This is a genomic window from Armatimonadota bacterium (assembly GCA_028871815.1).
In the GTDB taxonomy this organism is placed as follows: Bacteria; Armatimonadota; Chthonomonadetes; order Chthonomonadales; family Chthonomonadaceae; genus REEB205.
Map to the genome: position 1 here is coordinate 163,901 of JAGWMJ010000006.1, position 17,749 is coordinate 181,649.

Annotated in this window: 17 protein-coding genes; 2 read left to right on the plus strand and 15 right to left on the minus strand. The window is 62.7% G+C overall.

Translation table 11 applies throughout. From position 1 onward, the window contains the following. Positions 1-38: 38 nt before the first annotated feature. Entirely contained in the window at positions 39-614 is a 576-nt protein-coding gene (locus KGJ62_09045; protein MDE2126723.1) for a four helix bundle suffix domain-containing protein, read from the minus strand. Positions 615-1,198: 584 nt separating this feature from the next. On the opposite strand from KGJ62_09045, the gene KGJ62_09050 reads away from it, so the two are divergent. Beyond that, positions 1,199-2,458: a GAF domain-containing protein gene (locus KGJ62_09050; protein MDE2126724.1), complete on the plus strand. Its 1,260-nt coding sequence runs from the start codon at positions 1,199-1,201 to the stop codon at positions 2,456-2,458. Beyond that, positions 2,455-3,159 carry a response regulator transcription factor gene (locus KGJ62_09055; protein ID MDE2126725.1) on the plus strand — a complete coding sequence of 235 codons (705 nt, stop codon included), beginning with the start codon at positions 2,455-2,457 and terminating at the stop codon, positions 3,157-3,159. Before KGJ62_09050 ends, KGJ62_09055 begins: the two co-directional genes overlap by 4 nt. 6 nt (positions 3,160-3,165) lie before the next feature. Here the strand turns inward: KGJ62_09055 and KGJ62_09060 are convergent, their stop codons facing one another. From KGJ62_09060 to KGJ62_09125, 14 genes are all read right to left on the minus strand, one after another. Then, positions 3,166-5,166 (minus strand): FAD-dependent oxidoreductase, encoded by a 2,001-nt coding sequence (locus tag KGJ62_09060; protein MDE2126726.1) that lies wholly within the window; start codon positions 5,164-5,166, stop codon positions 3,166-3,168. A 92-nt stretch (positions 5,167-5,258) separates the two neighbouring features. Beyond that, entirely contained in the window at positions 5,259-6,134 is an 876-nt protein-coding gene (locus tag KGJ62_09065; GenBank protein MDE2126727.1) for a hypothetical protein, read from the minus strand. 23 nt (positions 6,135-6,157) lie between these two features. Next, positions 6,158-7,642 (minus strand): 4Fe-4S binding protein, encoded by a 1,485-nt coding sequence (locus KGJ62_09070; protein ID MDE2126728.1) that lies wholly within the window; start codon positions 7,640-7,642, stop codon positions 6,158-6,160. Then, positions 7,642-8,136: a ferritin family protein gene (locus tag KGJ62_09075; GenBank protein MDE2126729.1), complete on the minus strand. Its 495-nt coding sequence runs from the start codon at positions 8,134-8,136 to the stop codon at positions 7,642-7,644. Before KGJ62_09075 ends, KGJ62_09070 begins: the two co-directional genes overlap by 1 nt. Further along, entirely contained in the window at positions 8,129-8,641 is a 513-nt protein-coding gene (locus KGJ62_09080; GenBank protein MDE2126730.1) for a hypothetical protein, read from the minus strand. The genes KGJ62_09075 and KGJ62_09080 overlap by 8 nt, the downstream gene beginning before the upstream one ends. 33 nt (positions 8,642-8,674) lie before the next feature. Next, entirely contained in the window at positions 8,675-10,234 is a 1,560-nt protein-coding gene (locus KGJ62_09085; protein MDE2126731.1) for a hypothetical protein, read from the minus strand. Between the two features lie 24 nt (positions 10,235-10,258). Then, positions 10,259-10,885 carry a methylamine utilization protein gene (locus KGJ62_09090; GenBank protein MDE2126732.1) on the minus strand — a complete coding sequence of 209 codons (627 nt, stop codon included), beginning with the start codon at positions 10,883-10,885 and terminating at the stop codon, positions 10,259-10,261. A 354-nt stretch (positions 10,886-11,239) separates the two neighbouring features. Next, a complete protein-coding gene (locus tag KGJ62_09095; protein MDE2126733.1) occupies positions 11,240-12,118 on the minus strand; it encodes a prephenate dehydrogenase/arogenate dehydrogenase family protein in 879 nt (292 codons plus the stop codon). A 44-nt stretch (positions 12,119-12,162) separates the two neighbouring features. Next, positions 12,163-13,185: a 3-deoxy-7-phosphoheptulonate synthase gene (aroF, locus tag KGJ62_09100; GenBank protein ID MDE2126734.1), complete on the minus strand. Its 1,023-nt coding sequence runs from the start codon at positions 13,183-13,185 to the stop codon at positions 12,163-12,165. Between the two features lie 95 nt (positions 13,186-13,280). After that, on the minus strand, positions 13,281-14,375 hold the full coding sequence (locus tag KGJ62_09105; GenBank protein ID MDE2126735.1) for a PKD domain-containing protein: 1,095 nt from the start codon (positions 14,373-14,375) through the stop codon (positions 13,281-13,283). Beyond that, positions 14,372-15,208: a YmdB family metallophosphoesterase gene (locus tag KGJ62_09110; GenBank protein ID MDE2126736.1), complete on the minus strand. Its 837-nt coding sequence runs from the start codon at positions 15,206-15,208 to the stop codon at positions 14,372-14,374. Before KGJ62_09110 ends, KGJ62_09105 begins: the two co-directional genes overlap by 4 nt. Before the next feature lie 67 nt (positions 15,209-15,275). Then, the gene (locus KGJ62_09115) at positions 15,276-15,773 is read right to left on the minus strand and encodes a RecX family transcriptional regulator (protein MDE2126737.1); all 498 of its coding nucleotides are present in this window, start codon (positions 15,771-15,773) and stop codon (positions 15,276-15,278) included. 4 nt (positions 15,774-15,777) lie between these two features. Continuing rightward, positions 15,778-16,335, minus strand: coding sequence for a hypothetical protein (locus KGJ62_09120; GenBank protein MDE2126738.1), 558 nt, complete (start codon positions 16,333-16,335; stop codon positions 15,778-15,780). After that, complete coding sequence (locus KGJ62_09125; GenBank protein ID MDE2126739.1) at positions 16,332-17,738, minus strand: DUF4097 family beta strand repeat protein; 1,407 nt, start codon at positions 17,736-17,738, stop codon at positions 16,332-16,334. Before KGJ62_09125 ends, KGJ62_09120 begins: the two co-directional genes overlap by 4 nt. Between the last annotated feature and the right edge of the window lie 11 nt (positions 17,739-17,749).

Below are 17,749 nucleotides of genomic sequence, written 5' to 3' on the forward strand. Positions count from 1 at the left end.
TCACGTGTGGCGACAAACTACACCTCTCCGCCTATGTCCTATCCTCCGGGGGCCCGGTCTGACGGCTCGTCGCGACGCCGGTGTCTCGCATGACGCATCCGTTCCCTGAGCCCGCCTTCGGCCAGAAAGTCCGCCTCCTGTCTCCTCAGTTGCTGGTCGAGCAGGTACGTGGCCTGATGGATAAGGCAGATGACCGTGTTTGCCGCCTGTTCGCCGTCGTCCGATTCGATTCGGCCGGCAAATACCTCATAGCCGGCCTGTTTCATAGCTCCCAGTCGGCGTACCTCTTGCGCCTCCCAACTGCACTTGTCCCACAGCCTGAACCGCCTGAGCCTTATGAAGTCGTGATAATCGGCAAGAAGTTCTTCCAGACTTGCCCGCGCCACGCCCGTAAGTTTGATCTCGGTTTCCCGTGAGGTACCGGACGCCATACTGCCTTCGATGATGTTCTGTTTACCCGACCGTGCCGCTTGCGTCATCTGGTCGCCGGTTCGACTGCGCGGCGGCAGAAACCGCGAGCAGAAGTGGTACGTGCAGTCATAAACGAGTTCGGCCTTCCGGTACGAGAGAAGCCCGTTGTATCCGCCATGCTTCGGAATAAAGCCGTTTCGCATCTCTGTTATCCTTCATTTGTCGCTAGCGGTCGCTGCCCAGGTAGTTCGCCATCACGTTGAACGCACTCGCGGAAGGCGAACTGTCATAGGATACTGTTCCCGTATCGCCAAAGCCGGAAACCGAAGCGGCGCGGCGGGTTAGCCGACACCTCTCCGCCATAGGACCAATGGGGCGTATGCGACGTATAGGTGCAGCCAGTTACGGTGCTGTTGGTTGGTGGCGGCGGATGGGCTTCCGCGACCTATATGTCGTAGTTGTCGCCTATGTCCTATTCTCCCGATGGTTAGGCGCCGCTGTCACGTGTGGCGCTAACCGACACCTCTCCGCCATGGGACCAATGGGACGTATGCGACATATAGGTGCGGCTGGCGGCCCCTTTTTGTTGGTTGCGGGCGGCGGATGGGCTTCCGCGACCTATATGTCGTGGTTGTCGCCTATGTCCTATTCCCTGGGCGGTCAGGCGCCGCTGTCGCCTGTGGCGAAACGTAAATGACCGGGCGCCAACTGTCATCCGGAGCGAAGCGCAGGTTCTCTCCGCCTCGGCGCGTGCAGGTATTCCGGCGCCGGCGCATAAAGTGGAACTGTGGGCAACGGAAACGAGAACAGCGCGATTGTGCTGGAGACGGCCAGGCGCGTTGCGCTTGACATTCTCTCCAGCAATACCGGCGTTGAGGCGCTGAAGGATATCGCGGAGGCCGCGCGCACTCTTTCCGGAGCGCGTTACGCTGCTCTGGGGGTGGCCCGGCTCGATGGCGAGGGACTGGCCGAATTCGTTACGGTCGGCCTCACGCCTCACCAGGAGGCGGCAATCGGCGCCCGCCCGCGCGGCCTGGGCGTTTTGGGGCACCTCCTGAGCTGCAGGACGCCTGTGCGGATCGACCGGCTCAGCCAGCATGAGCGCTCGTTCGGCGTACCTGCAGGCCATCCACAGATGGAGAGCTTTCTGGGCGTGCCGATCTGGGCCGGCGACTCGGTTGCGGGAAGCCTCTATCTCACCGATAAACGCGGAGGTGAGGGCTTTACGGAGGATGACGAGATTGCCGTTCAGGCGCTCGGCGAGTACGCAGCCGTTGCGATCTACAACCTGCACAGCCTGGCGCGCCAGCGCGCGCTCGTTCGCGGGTTTATTTCGGCGCAGGAAGAGGAGCGCCGGGCGGTAGCCTGCGACCTGCACGACGGCCTGACGCAGTTCGTTATGGCCTCGCACGCGCACCTGCAGGCGTTCCAGCGGGCCAGCGCGGCAGGGCGCTCGACGCAGGCGGAACTCGAACTGGAACAGGGCTTGCGCTGCCTGAACCAGGCCGTGCTGGAGTCGCGCAGGCTGGTGAACGGTCTGCGACCGCTGGCGCTCACAGCGCTTGGTTTGGCCGGCGCGCTGGAGCAGATGTTGGGCGAGGAGAAACGCGCTGCGGGATGGCCGGAAGCGAGACTGGAGCATAATATAGGCGGCAGGCGGTTTGATGCGGGTGTGGAGGCCACGCTGTATCGCGTGGCACAGGAGGCGCTGACCAACGTTCGCAAGCATGCGGGTCCGGCGTCGGTGGTGGTGGAACTGTTCGCGGAGAGCGCGGCTGAAGGGTGCGCGGAGGCGCTGAAACTGACTGTGCGAGACTCGGGAATTGGATTCGCGTTCGAGAGACTCCCCGTGGATTACAACCGCGCCGGACTTCCGGGCATGGCGGAGAGGATGCGGCTGCTGAGTGGTTCATTGAAGATAGAGAGTGCGCCGGGAACCGGAACGCTGGTTACTGCGCACGCGCCGGCATTGCCTCCCGACGCCGGTCCCGCTGAGCTTGCGGCGCAGCAGAACGACGTTCCGGGCGCCGAGAATCGGATCGCATGATCCGTCAGGGCCAAACACCTGGAAACCGGCCGGGGCGCAAGACGCGGATACTGCTGGCGGATGACCACGCTATCTGGCGCGGTGGTGTGGCGGCGATCCTGGCCGACACCGAGTTTGAGATTGTTGGCGAGACCAGCTCCGGCGCCGAGGCCATTGAAGCAGCGCGCCGGCTCAAGCCCGCGATGACGCTGCTGGATATCCGTATGCCGGGCGGAGATGGACTGGAAGCGCTGGTTGTACTGAAACGTGAACAGCCGACCATGGCCGTGATCATGCTGACCACCTACGATAATCCAACATTCATGGCGCAGGCGGTTGCCGGCGGTGCGGCCGGCTACCTTCTGAAGGGTGTGGATTACCCGACGTTTGTTGAGGCGCTGCGTGCCGTATCGCGTGGCGATACGCTGCTCTCCGCGTCGGAACTGGTTCGGTCGCTCCGCTCCGTGAGTGATAACGCGGCCGGCGCCGCGGAACTGGTGACGCCATTGACCGAGCGCGAGAACGAAGTGCTGCGTTTGCTCTCAACCGGCCTGAACAACCGCGAGATTGGCCAGACCATCTTCATCGCCGAGAGCACGGTCAAGACACACGTTGAGCATATCATTGACAAGCTTGGCGTTTCCGACCGCGTGCAGGCCGCCGTCTGGGCGGCCCGCTGCGGAGTGCTGGCGCGTCACGGCGCCGGCGGCGGTACGGGGTAAGCCTGCTCAGGCCCGAGCAGCCCCGTTGACCCTGCATGACCAGCCCTCGCTGAAGGTGAGGCGCTGCATGCTGATGGCGCGGGTTGGGCACACCTGGGCGCACAAACCGCACCGGATGCAGGTGTCTTCATCCTTGAAGAGCACCATATCTTCGTTGGCCTCGATGCGCGCTTGCGGCGCGACCACCACGGACCGATCTTCGTCGCGCAGCACCACCGTGTTCTTCTTGAGGTGGTAGTGATCGGATTCCGCCAGCCGCTGGAAGGGCTCTTGCTGCTGCAGATCGAGGAGTGTCGGCATCTGGAGGCAGTGGGTCGGGCATACCTCAACACAGGCTCCGCACAGGGTGCACTGCGTGTTCCAGAGTGTGTCGACGCCGCAATCCAGGCAGCGGCCGGCTTCGGCGCGGGCCTCATCCAGCGTGTAGCCAAGATCCACAATGGCGCGAGGAAAGCGGATGCGATCGCGAACGGGCAGGGCCGGCAGCGGCACGCGCGTGTTTTTGTCCAGATCCGGTTCGCGAAGGTAAGGCCCGAGATCCACGTGGAACTGTACGGCATCGCGGTGGAGGCGGGCGCCCGTGCAGTATTCGTACACCGACCGGGCAGCATGCTTCCCGCTGGCGATCGCATCGATAACAAGTTTCGGTCCGTAGGCTACATCACCCGCCACGAAAACCCCGTCATAGGAGGTCATCTGCGTGTTGGCGTCCCAGGCGATCTGCCCTGCGGAGAGCCGCACGTTGTCGCCGGCTTTCTCGAGGAACGAGAGGTCGACGGCCTGTCCTACTGAAAGCAGCACCGTATCGGCCGGCAGGTCTACCAACTGGGTGTTGTCGTAGATCGGGCGGAATGCTCGATTCTCGTCGTATACGCGGACGCAGCGCCGGAATCGCACGCCTTCCACGAGAGGACCATCAGGACCCGGCTTGGTAAGTATCTCGACGGGGCCCCAGCCGTTCTTCCGCAGGACGCCCTCTTCCTCACCCTCTTTGATATCGATGGTCTCCGCAGGCATCTCGGCAGCAGATTCGAGGCAAACCAGCGTGACTTCCCGCTCTCCAGCCTGCCGCGCGGCCTCTCGCGACACGTCGGCCTGTTCTTGACGCAGCACAGTTCTTGAAACATCGTAGGCTACGCTTCCGCCACCAATCACGATGACGCGACCGCCTAGACGCACGGGTTCGCCGATCGCGACGGAGCGAAGGAACTCGACGCCTCCGTACACGCCCTTGGAGGCGATACCCGGTATCGAGAGACCGCGGGATCGCTTGCAGCCGACGGCAATGACGACCGCGTCGTATTCGTCGCGCAGCGAGCTCAGCGTAACGTCGCGGCCCACCTGCACCCCACAGCGGATTTCTACACCCAGCGCCTGAATGACTTCGATCTCGGCCTTTATCAGGTCGCGCGGCAGTCGGTACTCCGGTACGCCGAGGACCAGCATCCCGGCCGGCATCGCCTCACTCTCCAGAATGGTTGGCCGCAGCCCCAGTAAGGCAAGATCGTGAGCGCACGCCAGGCCGGCAGGTCCTGCGCCAATAATCGCAATGCGCTGGCCGGTCGGGCGCTTGAGCGATTCCGCATACAGACGGATGACGTGCATGAGGTCATCCGATTCGGCGCATATCTTATCCGTGTCGCTGTTCTGCAGATAGGCGGCGTGGTCGGGTCCGGAAACCAGGGTTGGCTTGTCCCCGTTATTGGCTGCGCGATAGGGCCCGAATCTCTCGGTAACCACGCGCTTCAGCGCCCGGATGGCGATCGGTTCGTCGATCATTCCGCGCCGGCAGCTTGCCTCGCACGGCGCACCGCAGATACGTCCGCAGATGGAGGCGAGCGGATTCGGCCCACGGGCTATGAGGTATGCAAGCTCAAAGTTTCCCTCTGCAATCGCACGCACGTATCCACGGGCGTCGGTGTGAACCGGGCACGCTACCTGGCAGCGGATCTGATCCTTCCAATAGGTGGGCGTGCCGAGAGTGATCGGGTGTTGTGCCGGTTCCATCCTGCGTCCTTTCTACGCACCAACAGGTGCTATACGGCTTGAAATGTGCCACCAAACGCCAGCCCCGCCGGCTTGTGCCGACTCCCGAGCCGTTACGACTTGCCTTTGTCGGGAGCGGCAGTCACGATAAACTGCCCGTTTGCGTTGTCGATCTGCGGTCCCGCTTCGGTGCTGCTGTAGATGGTGAAGGTGCCCGCCTGATCGGCTTTGAATTTGAAGCTGCGGCTCTCACCCGCCATGATGCCCTGCAGGTCCACCTTGGACTCATATCCGCTGATGCAGAATCCCACTCCGCCGCCGCTGCTGCCGGGCTCCAGCGGAATGCCGTTCGAAAGCGACTTGACGGTCAGTTGTATCACGTCACCCTGGTGGACCTTGATGACGGATGGCTGAAACCCCTTGTCCTCCGACACGGTCACTCCCACATTCACGTTCGCCGGGCCCATCGGCTCGGTGACGGTCAGAATCCCGATCATCCCCTCGTGACCCTGCTTTTTGGTTGGCGTACAGGCGAATCCCATGCCGGTGCAGCTGCAGACCTTGGCGCACATGAAGGGAAACGAGCCGGCCTTGTTGGCAACAAAGCTGATCGTATCCACCTGTCCCGGATCGACGTCCACCGGACCGACGCCGATCGCCGGAATCGTGAAGGCGTGGGTGACGTCGTCGCTACTCAACGTGATAACAACGGTGTCTCCAAGGTTCACGTTCATGTCGCTGAACTTGTGGGGTCGGCGCCACCAGTAGTTCCAGCCGGCCACTCTGTCGCTTGTCCACATGCCGGGCTTCGCGATGCCGGTGAGCTGGAAGACGTGCACCTTGCCGGTCGTCGGCTTGTTTCGCTTCTCCGCGGTGGCAATCTCCTGGCGAATGTGGTGCGCCTGATAAACGGTCCCGAACACCGGCGCTCCTGCCAGACAAAGCAGCAGAATAGCGATCGTAAAACCTTCTTTGCCTGCCGATTTCATAGCACTCTCCTTATCGGCCGCGCTCAGCCGGTATACAGCTTCAGGAAAACCATTGTAATGGCCGTGAGCAGCACCGCAAGCGGCGCCAGGCTCAGCACAGCGGCCCGGCGGTTGGTCCACATGGTGTCGGCGATCTCACGTCCGCGGATCAGCGCGTAGTAGAGGCCGAGCATCAGGCAGGGGATCTGGATATAGGGCATCCAGGCGGGATGGAAGGGCGCCCACGCCACGTGCGCGGTGCCGAACAGGTTCCAGCCCCAGCCCATCGGATCCGAGATCACAGCAATGATGTACGCGCCGCTCACCATGATCAGCGGGAAGCTGAACGCAATCCATGCCATAAGGCCCAGCGGGACCAGGGTGTAGCCATACTTGATGAACAGGTCTTTCATCGACGGGGCCGGCGTGCCTTCACGCGCTTTGGCGCTTGCCACCGCCAGTTTTCGACCAAGACCTATCGCGACGTAGTAGATGGCCGGCAGTGCGACCAGAGACGAAAACCAGAGGATGGAGACGTAGGTCGCAAAGCCACGCCAGTTGCCGACTTCGGCCACGTTCGCCCAACTCTTGATCTTGCCCCATGGACCGAGCAGCACTACGGAGTAGGCCATCGCCAGCACCAGCATGATGAAGGCTTTCCAGAGTTCGTCGTACCCCTTGATCGCCTTGTCGCTGCAGAACGGCCTCCAGAAGAGGGCAATGTTATCGTTCGGGCACGATTTCACGCATTCGGTGCACATGCCGCAGTAGTTGTTCCGCTCCAATCGGCCCATGTAGATGATCCACGGGCAGGCCCATCCTTTGTCGCTTCCGGCGACGCATGCCTTGGAGGTGCACTTGAGACATGTCTCACGTTTGCGCGCCCGGAGTTCCACCATGGAGGTCATGGAGTAGAGGCTCAGAAATCCGCTGACCGGGCAGACGTAATTGCAGAACACGCGCTGGCGATACACCAGGCCCATCACGCCGGCGATAACGATGAGGCTGCCCAGCATGATCACCGTGGCCATAGGCCGGGTGACCAGATGCGCACTGAATGAGGCCAGCATCAGGAAGCCGATGTTTTGAACCCAGATGTTGCAGAGTGGTTTCGGCCAGACCTTCAGTTTGCCGAACAGCTTGTTGCGCGTACCCGCCGAATTGCCCGACCGCACATAGGTAAGCGCCCGCCTCTGAACCCAGTCGCCAAAGAATGGCAGCGGGCACATCGTGCACCAGAGGCGCGAGCCGAAAGGCATCAATACGGCAATAAGCGCAAACCACCATAAGATCCAGATGAAGACGATGATGATGTTGTGGCTGCCCACCGGGGTGCCGAACACACCGGCCAGCAGGAATATCCAGAACATGATGAGGTTCGGGATAATCAACATCATCGGGAAGTTGCGCATCTTGAACAGGCGTCCAAGAAACGGAAACTTGAGGAAGAGGTCGACCCGACCCGGCGTCTGTTGTGGTGGCTCCGGTTGGATTACCCGCAGAGGAATTCGCTCTCCTCCAGCTGCCATCAGTTCTTCTGCCTTTCTGCCGCAAGTGCACGCAAGCGTGACTGCAGCGCCTCAACGTGGTCGTCTTCGTATGCCGCAAGGCGCCCGTACAGTTCCAGGAGCGCCGCGTCCTGAACCGTTGTGGAAAGCTCGGCATAGAAGGCTCTCGCGCCCTCTTCCGCCCGCAGTGCGGCCTCCAGCACGTCACGCCGCGTCATGCTGTCGATGATCAGCGTTTCGGCATCGTCGATGTCTACCGCCTCCACCACTTCGTCAACGTCGTGCTCATCAGCCGCCGGAATCTCTCCGCCGAAGCGTGCTTGATACAACTCCTCAAGGGCGCGTCGATGAGCCAACTCCTCGTTTTTCATATCTTCAAACAGTTCGGCAGCCTCGTCGTTGTACTGTTCAAAGATGTGACCGAACGTTTCGTACCGTTGTGCGTTGCGTGTTTCCACGGCGATCGCCAGCGCCAGCATCTTGCGCGGCGGCAGATCTTTCACAGAGTCAGCCATGTTTTTTCATACCTGTTCCGGCGCCGGCCAGCAGCGCCACCATCGCCACAGCCACGAGCCCGCCAATACCGGCTGCAAACTCCCGGTTGGGTGCAACCACCATCTCGCCAATCATGAACGGATGCATGAAGCCGCATGTTTGAGAACACCGGAACCGGAACTTGCCCTCCCTGGTGGCAATGAACTGGATGTAGGGCACCTTGTGGAATGCCGTGTGCTCCAGCGGGCGGCGCTCGTACGGCTTGTCGTCGGGCGATATCTTGGCGTCGAGGTCGTAGCCATCCAGGTAGAACCCGTGCGTCACGTCCAGCGACGTCAGGTAGATCCGCACGCGGTCACCCTTGTTCACATGGATGATCGACGGGTTGTATGCGTACTTGCTGGCCGTTATGTGGAACGTCCGGTCCGTTGGGCGGTGCACCTTTCCGGCGGCAAATGCGCCGAGGGCGGCTAATCCCACCACATACAGGCCTCGCAGGGCCGTAACTGTTCCTCTTGATGCCATAAGAGCCTCCCGTCTTTGGGTGTGCGCGCAGACCTACAGCGCGAAGTCGTAGAACAGGTACCAGGCGTTTCCGGGTACGTGTGTGCTGGATGCGCCCTGAAGGTCGGGAACAAACTCGATGCCGGCTTTCAGGTTGCGCTGAAGGTAACGTGTATAGTTCAGCGTGATCGTATCCACGTTGAGCGCCGGCTCCCTCGTCGAGTCGAGGCGGTCCCATCGCACATCGAACAGGTCTTTGTCGTCGACCAGGTAGGTGGCCTCCACGAAGCCACCGGTGTGCGACACGTGCGATAAGCCGGAGCCCACGTTCGTGTCTTCGCCGCGTTGGTAGGCGAGCAGTAACTCCATCGCGCGGCGTGACACGCCTGCTATGTCGCGGTGCGGGCCCAGGTGGATGTCGGCTTCCAGGCCATACCGCTGGAATCCATCGGTAAAGCTGGGCTGCGATGCTGCCGGCCCCATATTGAACGTGTTGCTGCCCACATAGACCACAGGGCCGATCCACCAGCCCTGTGGGTTGGCATAGGAGAGCCGCGCGTAGCCCTGGATTTTGCTGGAGCCCACATCTCCACGCGTCACCAGGCCAGCCTGATAGAAGAGGCCCTTACGGACGTCGTAGTCGGACTTGGATATCTCCATTGGGCCGGCCGGCACCGGCGGGGTGGCCGCGGCAGGCGGAGCTGGAGGCGGGCCGAGTTTTTGAGTCAATTGACTCAATGTCTCGTCGGCGTCCTGCTGCGTGATTGTGCCCTTTTTCACGAGCACGTTCAGCACCGCGCGAGCAGCGATCACCTCCGGGGAATCGGGCGGCGGCTTTGCCTCCGTCTGGTTCAGCTCGGCCTCCATCTCCTTCTCCTCGGCAGAGGTGACCTTGCCGGCCTCCCCCACCTTGGTTTTTGCCTCCGGCACGCCTTTTCCGATGCCCGTGCCGATTGCCCCAAACAGATTGAAACCGGTAACCTCGTCCTGTTCGGCAACGCCCATGCCGGTTGGGTCTACCGCATAGATTGCGTACGGTGTTTGCGTGAGGATGCGGCCCGTCGAGATACCGAACTCATCAATATTGAACTTGCCCACCTCAAGGTTGAGGCGGGTAGGGTGATGGCTGATGAGGTCGGTAAAGATGGCGCGGACGTTACCGATTTCCGACGAGAAGCCGCCGGTGCCATCTTCGTTCTTGATGGTGTCGATCTCGGCCCAGTAACCCATTCTCGGCGCCGGGGTCCCGGCGGAGAGAAGGTCGATTTCACTGTCGAGCTGGTTGCTGGATGTGCCGCCTGTGCCGGTTGAACCGGCCAGGCTGCCTTGAATGCGCATCGCCAGCGGCAGCGAATCCAGCAGCTCCAGCGCCTTGTCCTCCGGCATGAGGATTTTGCCGATGCCCTCATCCCCGGGCACCCGGAAGCCGCGCAGCTTGAACGCCCAGCCATAGTTATTCAGTCGCGGCACCACCGAGTGGCATCGCGCGCAGGTCGTGTGGTACTTCCGGGCGAAAGCGGGAATGGCGCGAGCACCCACGGGCGCCGCAACAGCAGCGGCGGCAGCCAGTCCCCCAATAAGTGTCAGCTTCCAGGTGTGCATCGTTCTGGTCATCCTGTTGGGTTTCGATGTCAACCCTTACTTGGCGTACTTCACCAATAGCCGAGCTTCGCTGTGGGCGGTCACGGTGAGCTTCTCGGTAAGAAGGCCGGACTTTTCGCTCCACACCTTCACCGTGTAGGTTCCGGCCGGAACTCCCGGAATGCGGAAGAGGCCGCGAGCATCCGATACGGCGAAGTACGGTGTATCCACCACCACGATCCAGGCATGCATGCTGGCGTGGATGTGACAGCGCACGTCGATGGGGCCAACCTTGTCAACCTTGAGCAGCGACCGCGAACCGCGTCCCGGCTGGCTGAGGTTGAACGTACCGGTCTTCGACGTGGAGTAGGTGTTGTGGAGGAAGTCGTCCGAGTTGCGGAACTCCACGGTGCCACCCTTCATAACGGCCACGACATGTGGATTGAAGGTCTTGTTTTGCTGATCGATCACCGCGTGCATCGCCGCGGGGCTTGCATGGCCGTGAGCGCCCTCGATCGAAATCACGGCATCCACCAGTGCGGCATTACCAGCCATCACTTTTCCTGCGACGCCGTCGGCGCGAGCGCCAACCGAGAGGCAGAGAAGTGAGGCCGCGGCCAGGCAGCTTGCGGCGCCAAGCACCCTGGCCCCGCCGGTGATGCGCAACGCTCTCAGTGAATTCATTTCATCCTCCGGATCCGGCGGTTCTGCCGCCGGGATGTACAGGGATCGCTTCAAGTGATCCTGGGAGGATGCTACACCGCGAGCGGGAAGCAATACATCCGCTAAATGACGGATTGTGCGTCCGTTCACAAAGATTGAACGGCGCGCAGGAAGTGGGGACGCGAGGCTACGGAGCCATGCCGTCACGGCGGATCGGAGCGCGAATGCAGGCGATTCCGAGGCGCGCTTGAGCTCGCGGCCCGCTCCGGGAACACAGCTTTTTGGCGTTGGTCCGTGGGGTTGGAGCTATCGGCGGAGCCGCTGTTCAAACGCCCGGCATCTCAGCCGAACGCTACGTGGACCGGCCCGCCGACGTCACCGCCGTCGCCGTAAACGCGTTTTATCGGCCGCCGAAGCCCGCAGCAGCTCTGCGAGCGCAGGCGCATCTCCGGCATGGATAGCGGTCACGAGTGTATCGAAGCTCCGGGAGAACTGTGCCGCGGCGGCTTCCAGGCGGGCGGCGTTGGCCGTCAAAATACCGGACCACAGCTCCGGATTGCTCGCGGCGACACGCATCATATCGCGATAGCTGCCGCCGGCCAGGCGGTGGGCAAGTTCGCCGGCCCTGTCCGCGGAGACGGTACCGCTGTAGGCCCATGAGATAAGGTGGGGCAAATGGCTGGCCAGGGCGGCTGCGGCATCGTGCTCCGGCGCAGATGCCGGTATCGGCCTTGCGCCTACGTGACGCACAAGCGCTTCCACCGCGCGATACCTGCGGGAGGAGATTCCGCCTCTATCGGCAGGGATGAGCGCCCAGGCCGCGCCGTTTAAGAGCTGTCCCTGCGCCGAGCGTATTCCGGATCCGGTGCCGCCGGCCATAGGATGGCCGCCAATAAACCGGCTGCCGAGGAGCTGCTTGCCGGCACGGCAGATCGCTTCCTTGACGCTGCCGGTATCGGTGACCAGAGCATGCGGCTGCAGCGCGTTAGAGATTTCGCCGAGCAGCCTCACATTTGCGTCAACAGGTCCGGCGAGTATCACCAGATCGGCGTCGGCCACGGCGAGGGCGGCCGACGGCATTGCGTGGTGGATGGCGCCGAGCTTCTGCGCCAACAGTACCGTGTCGGGGTTGACGTCGAAGCCGCTGACGACCCGCGCAGCGGCGAGGCCGAGCCCGATGGAGCCACCGATGAGGCCCAGCCCGAGTATCGATATCCGTGGGGGCAGTTCCGGCGGTGCGGTGGTCTGAACCATTGTCGCGAGGGACGCGCGGTGTGGGCTAGGCGCCTGCCCACGTTTCAGAGAGAGCGACCCACGGCGGCCGCAACCGGCTTCAAATCCGTCATGAGTGTGGCGAACTGCTCAAATCCCAGCGATTGCGGGCCATCCTTCACCGATTGTTCCGGCCGGGGGTGCATCTCCAGGATGAGGCCGTCGGCGCCGGCGGCAACGGCGCCCCGGCTGACCGCTGCAACCAGTGAGCGCCTGCCGGTGCCGTGGGATGGGTCGGCGATCACCGGCAGGTGCGATAGCTCCTTCACCGCCGGAATGGCGTTTAGATCGAACGTGTTTCGTGTGTACGTCTCAAAGGTACGGATACCCCGCTCGCACAGTAGAATCTGGTAGTTGCCCTGGCTGGCTATGTACTCGGCGGCCTGCAGCCACTCCTCAATCGTGCTGGCCCAGCCGCGCTTCAGCATCACGGGAATGCGGGACGCGCCAACTTCCCGCAGCAGCGAAAAGTTGGTCATGTTTCGTGTGCCGATCTGGAAGATATCGGCATACCGACCCACCAGTTCCACATCGCGCGTATCCATCACTTCAGTGATGATCGGCATGCCGGTCTCGGCCCGCGCATCGGCCAGGAGCTTGAGTCCGGCCTCACCCATCCCGTGGAAGGAGTATGGCGAGGTGCTGGGTTTGTAGGCTCCGCCACGCAGGATCGTGGCGCCATGTTCTCTGGCCCTGCGAGCCGTTTCCAGCAGCATTTCGGGCCCTTCAACGGTACATGGCCCGGCCATAACGCAGATCCTGCCGCCACCGATCTCAACGCCGCCGACGGTAATGCGGGTGCCTTCCGGCCGGAACGGCCGGGCCACGAGCTTGTACGGGCGAGATATGGGCACCACGCGCTCCACAAATGGCAGCGCCTCATAGTGCTCCTTGAGATCTCCTTTGTCGCTCTCGGGCGTGCCGATAACGCCGATGACCGTATGCTCCACACCCTCCGACAGGTGGTAGCGGTAACCGCGCGCCTGCAGATCGTCGAGCACGCGCTGCCGTTCGTCGGCCGAGGCTCCATCCGCCAGCACAATAATCACCGCTCAAAACTCCTTTAAAGCAAAACGGGGAGGTGAGCCCCGGTCTGTGGACCGGAGGTCAGCTCCCCATTTGCAGGTCCGAGATACGACGCCGGTTACTGGGAAACGTGAACCTTGAACGTGGTGACAGCCGGCTTTTTGACGCCGAAAATATCGCTGACGGTGACGGTTACCGTGTAGTCTCCCGGGCGGACATAGGTGTGGTTTACCGTCTTGCCGTCAATCTCATCCTGGATGCCGTTACTCGCGTCGAAGTCCCACGAGTATTTGAGCGGCGTGATGCCTGCGTGTCCGTCCGCGGTGTAGCTGTACTGCTGGAACCGTGGCACGGCGATGACGTCGGCAATGGGATCGACCGAGATCGGTGTGCTGTCATCGACGAGCTGCATCTGGGCCAGGTAGAGGTATCCGGTGGAGTCGCCAAAGATCCGGATCGATTTGATCTGGGCGTCGTCGGCACTCAGGCCCTGGATGGCGCTGATCGGAACGGCAACCAGCTTCCAGTCGTTGCTGGTTGATGCTGCTGCCAATGGGAAGTAGATGCCGAACTCTTTTCCGGTTGTGGTGGTGAAGACGGCTCTCAGGTGCGTGATCGGTTTGGCCGGCTGCGTCGTGGCCGGCTGCCCATTCTGGCCGTTCTGGCCCGGTCTGCCACCCGGTCCCGCGCCGCCGCTGCTGCCCGGCAAGCCACCGCCGGCTCCGCCACTACTGCCAGGTAGGCCACCGGGCCCCGGCCGGCCGCCGGCGCCGCCGGGCCCGGGAAATCCACCGGCGCCGCCGCCGAACAGGCCACCGCCCTTGCCGAACTTTCCGGAAGCGCCCTGCGCGCCGTAAACCTGCACCGCCATCTCCATGTACGTACCGGTGCGGCTCAAGTACGATGCCAGGTTGACCGGCTTGTTGAAGGTGATGTTGGCGCCCTGGTAGGGCCCCTGCGTGGTGATGAGGATCGAGTTGGGCCCGGAATACGTTACGTTGTTATCAAACCTGGCTTTTCCGCTGCCCCAACCGCTGACGGTTATGCCGGCCGATTCCGCCGTGCCGCCGTTATACAGGTAGCCGGGCGCTTGTGCCGTGGCCGTGTTGGCCGCGAGCAGCATCATCGCTGGAGCCACGCATGCAGCCATGGCCAGCACGCCGCGCGCCCCGGTGACTGCAGCCGTGCAACGCCATCCGAATGTAGTGCTCATTCCATATCCTCCGGTTGTGCTCGCGGTCCCAGCATAACGCGTGGGGCGCCGGCAGCATTGGTGACGCGCAGACGCCAGATAGACGCCGCGCGACCCGTGTTTTGTTCGATATCGACTACTGCGCCGCACAACTCGGCCGGCGCCATAGCGGTTTCATAGCGCACCGGCATGCCGGTGATGAAGCGCTGAACCACCAGATCGGACTGGACGCCGATCACCGACCATTTCGGACCGGTCATTCCCACGTCACTCATAAACGCCGTACCGTTCGGCAGTATCTGCTCGTCCGCTGTTTGCACGTGGGTATGCGTGCCCAGTACGGCGCCGACGCGTCCATCGGCATGCCAGCCGAACGCCTTCTTTTCCGAAGTGGCCTCTGCGTGGAAGTCACACAGTACCACGTTAGTGATCTCTCGCGCTTTGTTCAGCAGCTCGTCGCCAGTTCGGAACGGGCAGTCGACGGCCTCCATGAAGGTTCGGCCAAGGAGTGAAATCACGGCAAGCGTTCCGCATGGCAACGAGTATATCCCCATACCGCGGCCAGGTGTATCCGGCGGGTAGTTAGCGGGCCGCAGTATCCGTGGTTCATATTTCAGATACTCGCAAATCTCACGGCGTGCGAACGCGTGGTTACCCAGCGTCAGAACGTCGGCCACATCCGGCGCCAGCAGCGAATCGGCGATGGCCGGCGTGATACCGAGGCCGGCGGCGGCATTTTCGGCGTTCATCACCACCGCCTGGAGGTGAAGCCGCTGCCTGAGAGCCGGCGCCAGCTCGATCGCCCAATCTCGCCCGGGCCGGCCCGTGATGTCGCCAACCATCAGCAAGCGCATCACGCCGTCGGTTGGTGGCGGCAGGACTGGAACCGCAGGTTGGTTGGTGGCGCCGCTGCCCGCGCCGCTATTCATAGGAGCTATTCCGCGCAACACCACGGATAACCTGCGCGATCACGGACGGTGGAAAGCCGCGCCTCTGCATCCAGCCCGTGAGTTTGCGGCGTGCGCCAACAAGATCGATCTCAGGCTTTCCGGCGATCATCTGGGCCCAACGGCGCTCCGCGGCGGCCATAGCCTGATCCAACTCCTCTTCAGGCGAATATGCGGAGAGCGCAGTGGCTATCAGCTCGCGCGGAATCCCCCGAGTACGCAACTCCTGCTCAAGTCGTTGGCGGCCGTAGCCCTTACGCGGCGCACGGTCGGCGACCCAAGCACGCGCAAACGCTTCATCGTTCAGCAGGCCACGATCACGCAGGCTGCTGACCGCGGCATCCGCTGTCGCGGCGTCGAAGCCCATTCGGAGCAGCCGCTGACGGAGAGTTGTTGCGGTGCACGGCACGCGCTTCAGGCTGCGTTCTGCTGCCGGCAGCGCCTGTTCGGGCGGTCGGTCGCCGGTGCGCAAACGGCTAGGCCGCGCCCGAGCCGACGGTTGGTGATTCGGGTTGGTACGCGGCCTCTATCCCCGACATAAGTCGTGCGGCCTGCTCGGCGCTGATCCGTCCTTCGGCCACCATGCCGAGCACGCGCCGTCGCGCCTCGATCTGCTTTTGGGCCAGGTCCTCCGCCGCGCCCGCCGAGCCGCGAAAGCGGCGGCGTACGCGCTTACCGGCGCTTCGCGATGTACTGGTCACCATGATTCGCACGCCTTCCCAGGTATCGCGGGCGGCATTCTTGGCCGATTCCTTGATCGCCACACCGGCCAGCTTCCATATCATGCCCATCAATCCCGGCGCCACGTGCAATGTGTACTGGCTGCCGTCCGGGCGCTGCATCTGGATGGCAACGCGGGGCTTTTCGTCCGGGCTTTTGGCATCGGCCCGCGCGCCGGCCTGACGCCCGTTTCCGCCAGCGTGTGGCGATACGGGCGTATCCAGAATCAGCGCGGCCTGTTCGGCCGTCAATGCGCCTTCCGCCACGAGGCGCAGTATTCGGCTGCGCTCCCCCTCATCCGGCATTGTGGTCACGCTCTCTTGATTCGGCTGTCGCCGCTGATCGTGTGGATGGTGACGGACCCCGCACCGGTACCGATCTGACCATGCCACATGGTATCAGTGGCTGTCACGTCCTGTGCGCTCAGTTCGCAGCCGACGTCGCCGGATGTCGTATTCATGGCTACTCGAACGTTACTGCCATCAGGGATGGCAGCGTGGACATCGCCGGAAATGCTGTTGATCTGCATCGCGCCGGAGAATGGCTGAACCAACTCCAACGAGATGTCGCCGCTTACGGTCTGGGACTGGATGCGGTTGGCAGCCAAACCGGTACCGTTTGCGTCGCCGGAGACGGTCTTCAAAGTGATGTTTCCGTTCCCATTCCGCAGGCTAACGTCGCCGCTGACCGACTCCACGCTGATGTCGAGCGGCGCTTCGGAGGCTGCGTCGGCGACGGTAACGTCTCCGGAGATCGACTTGCACTCCACGCGCCCGCCCTCAACGCGGTTCACGCTGACGTCTCCGCTTGCGGTGCTGGCGGTGATGCCGCGCCGGATATCGGCGGCGCGAATGTCGCCGCTCTGGCTGGCCAGCGCGGCAGCTCCGCCGATTCGCTCAGCGCTGAGTTCACCACTCACGGTTTCACCGCGCACGTCGCCTCCCATATCTGCCGTGGTAAGGCTGCCGCTCACCGTGACGATCTCTGCGCGCTCGTTCAACTGAAAGACGGCGGCTTCGCCAAAGCGCGTGGTTGCCCGAAGGGTGGATGCCTTTGGCAGGCGCATCTCGATATCCACCGTGCCGCGGCGGAGATACTCCGGCACCGAAACCTTCACGTCCAGCCGCGTGTCCGTGCCGTGGGTCTCAACGCGGTAGAGCGCGGCGTTTGCCACCGCCTCATTGGATGTTGCGCCCCACGCCACCTTGCGGATCACCACCGACGCAACGTCGGAATCGACCCCCGTGATGCGCACGTTGCCGGCCGGGTTCTCAACGCTGACGTAAGCTCCGTGCTCCAGGTGGTGCTCAGACTCGTTGGTCTCTGCATGTTCCGGGTGGCTCGCCGTATTGACGGGTCGGCTGTCGTCGCCGTCGGTCCAGATGCGTACGCGGTTGGAGACGTTGGCGCCCCAATGCGCGCCGGTTTGTGAAGCGCATCGCAACTGAACCTGCAATTGGCGCGCTATTCGCTCTGGAGCGATTCGCGATACGGCGCGCGAAATCTTCTCGCCAAGGTCGTCCAGGTCGATCTTCGGCGCTCCGTGTTCGCGCGGACGCTCCGGCCGCTTCTGCCCATCCCACTCTTTCGGCTTCGCCTTTGCGTCTCCGCCTTCGCGGGTCTCGCCTTTCAATGTGGCGATAAGCGTTTCAGCTTCCTGTGCCGTGATCTTCCCGTCCTGCAGTAACTGCAGAATGCGCATTACGCTGTCATCCATGCCATTGCTCC

Bases quoted from the DNA above. Each gene is read 5' to 3' on its own strand.
- KGJ62_09045 (MDE2126723.1), bottom strand. From the start codon at position 614: ATGCGAAACGGCTTTATTCCGAAGCATGGCGGATACAACGGGCTTCTC.
- KGJ62_09055 (MDE2126725.1), top strand. From the start codon at position 2,455: ATGATCCGTCAGGGCCAAACACCTGGAAACCGGCCGGGGCGCAAGACG.
- KGJ62_09060 (MDE2126726.1), bottom strand. From the start codon at position 5,166: ATGGAACCGGCACAACACCCGATCACTCTCGGCACGCCCACCTATTGG.
- KGJ62_09065 (MDE2126727.1), bottom strand. From the start codon at position 6,134: ATGAAATCGGCAGGCAAAGAAGGTTTTACGATCGCTATTCTGCTGCTT.
- KGJ62_09070 (MDE2126728.1), bottom strand. From the start codon at position 7,642: ATGGCAGCTGGAGGAGAGCGAATTCCTCTGCGGGTAATCCAACCGGAG.
- KGJ62_09075 (MDE2126729.1), bottom strand. From the start codon at position 8,136: ATGGCTGACTCTGTGAAAGATCTGCCGCCGCGCAAGATGCTGGCGCTG.
- KGJ62_09080 (MDE2126730.1), bottom strand. From the start codon at position 8,641: ATGGCATCAAGAGGAACAGTTACGGCCCTGCGAGGCCTGTATGTGGTG.
- KGJ62_09085 (MDE2126731.1), bottom strand. From the start codon at position 10,234: ATGACCAGAACGATGCACACCTGGAAGCTGACACTTATTGGGGGACTG.
- KGJ62_09090 (MDE2126732.1), bottom strand. From the start codon at position 10,885: ATGAATTCACTGAGAGCGTTGCGCATCACCGGCGGGGCCAGGGTGCTT.
- KGJ62_09095 (MDE2126733.1), bottom strand. From the start codon at position 12,118: ATGGTTCAGACCACCGCACCGCCGGAACTGCCCCCACGGATATCGATA.
- KGJ62_09105 (MDE2126735.1), bottom strand. From the start codon at position 14,375: ATGAGCACTACATTCGGATGGCGTTGCACGGCTGCAGTCACCGGGGCG.
- KGJ62_09110 (MDE2126736.1), bottom strand. From the start codon at position 15,208: ATGCGCTTGCTGATGGTTGGCGACATCACGGGCCGGCCCGGGCGAGAT.
- KGJ62_09125 (MDE2126739.1), bottom strand. From the start codon at position 17,738: ATGGATGACAGCGTAATGCGCATTCTGCAGTTACTGCAGGACGGGAAG.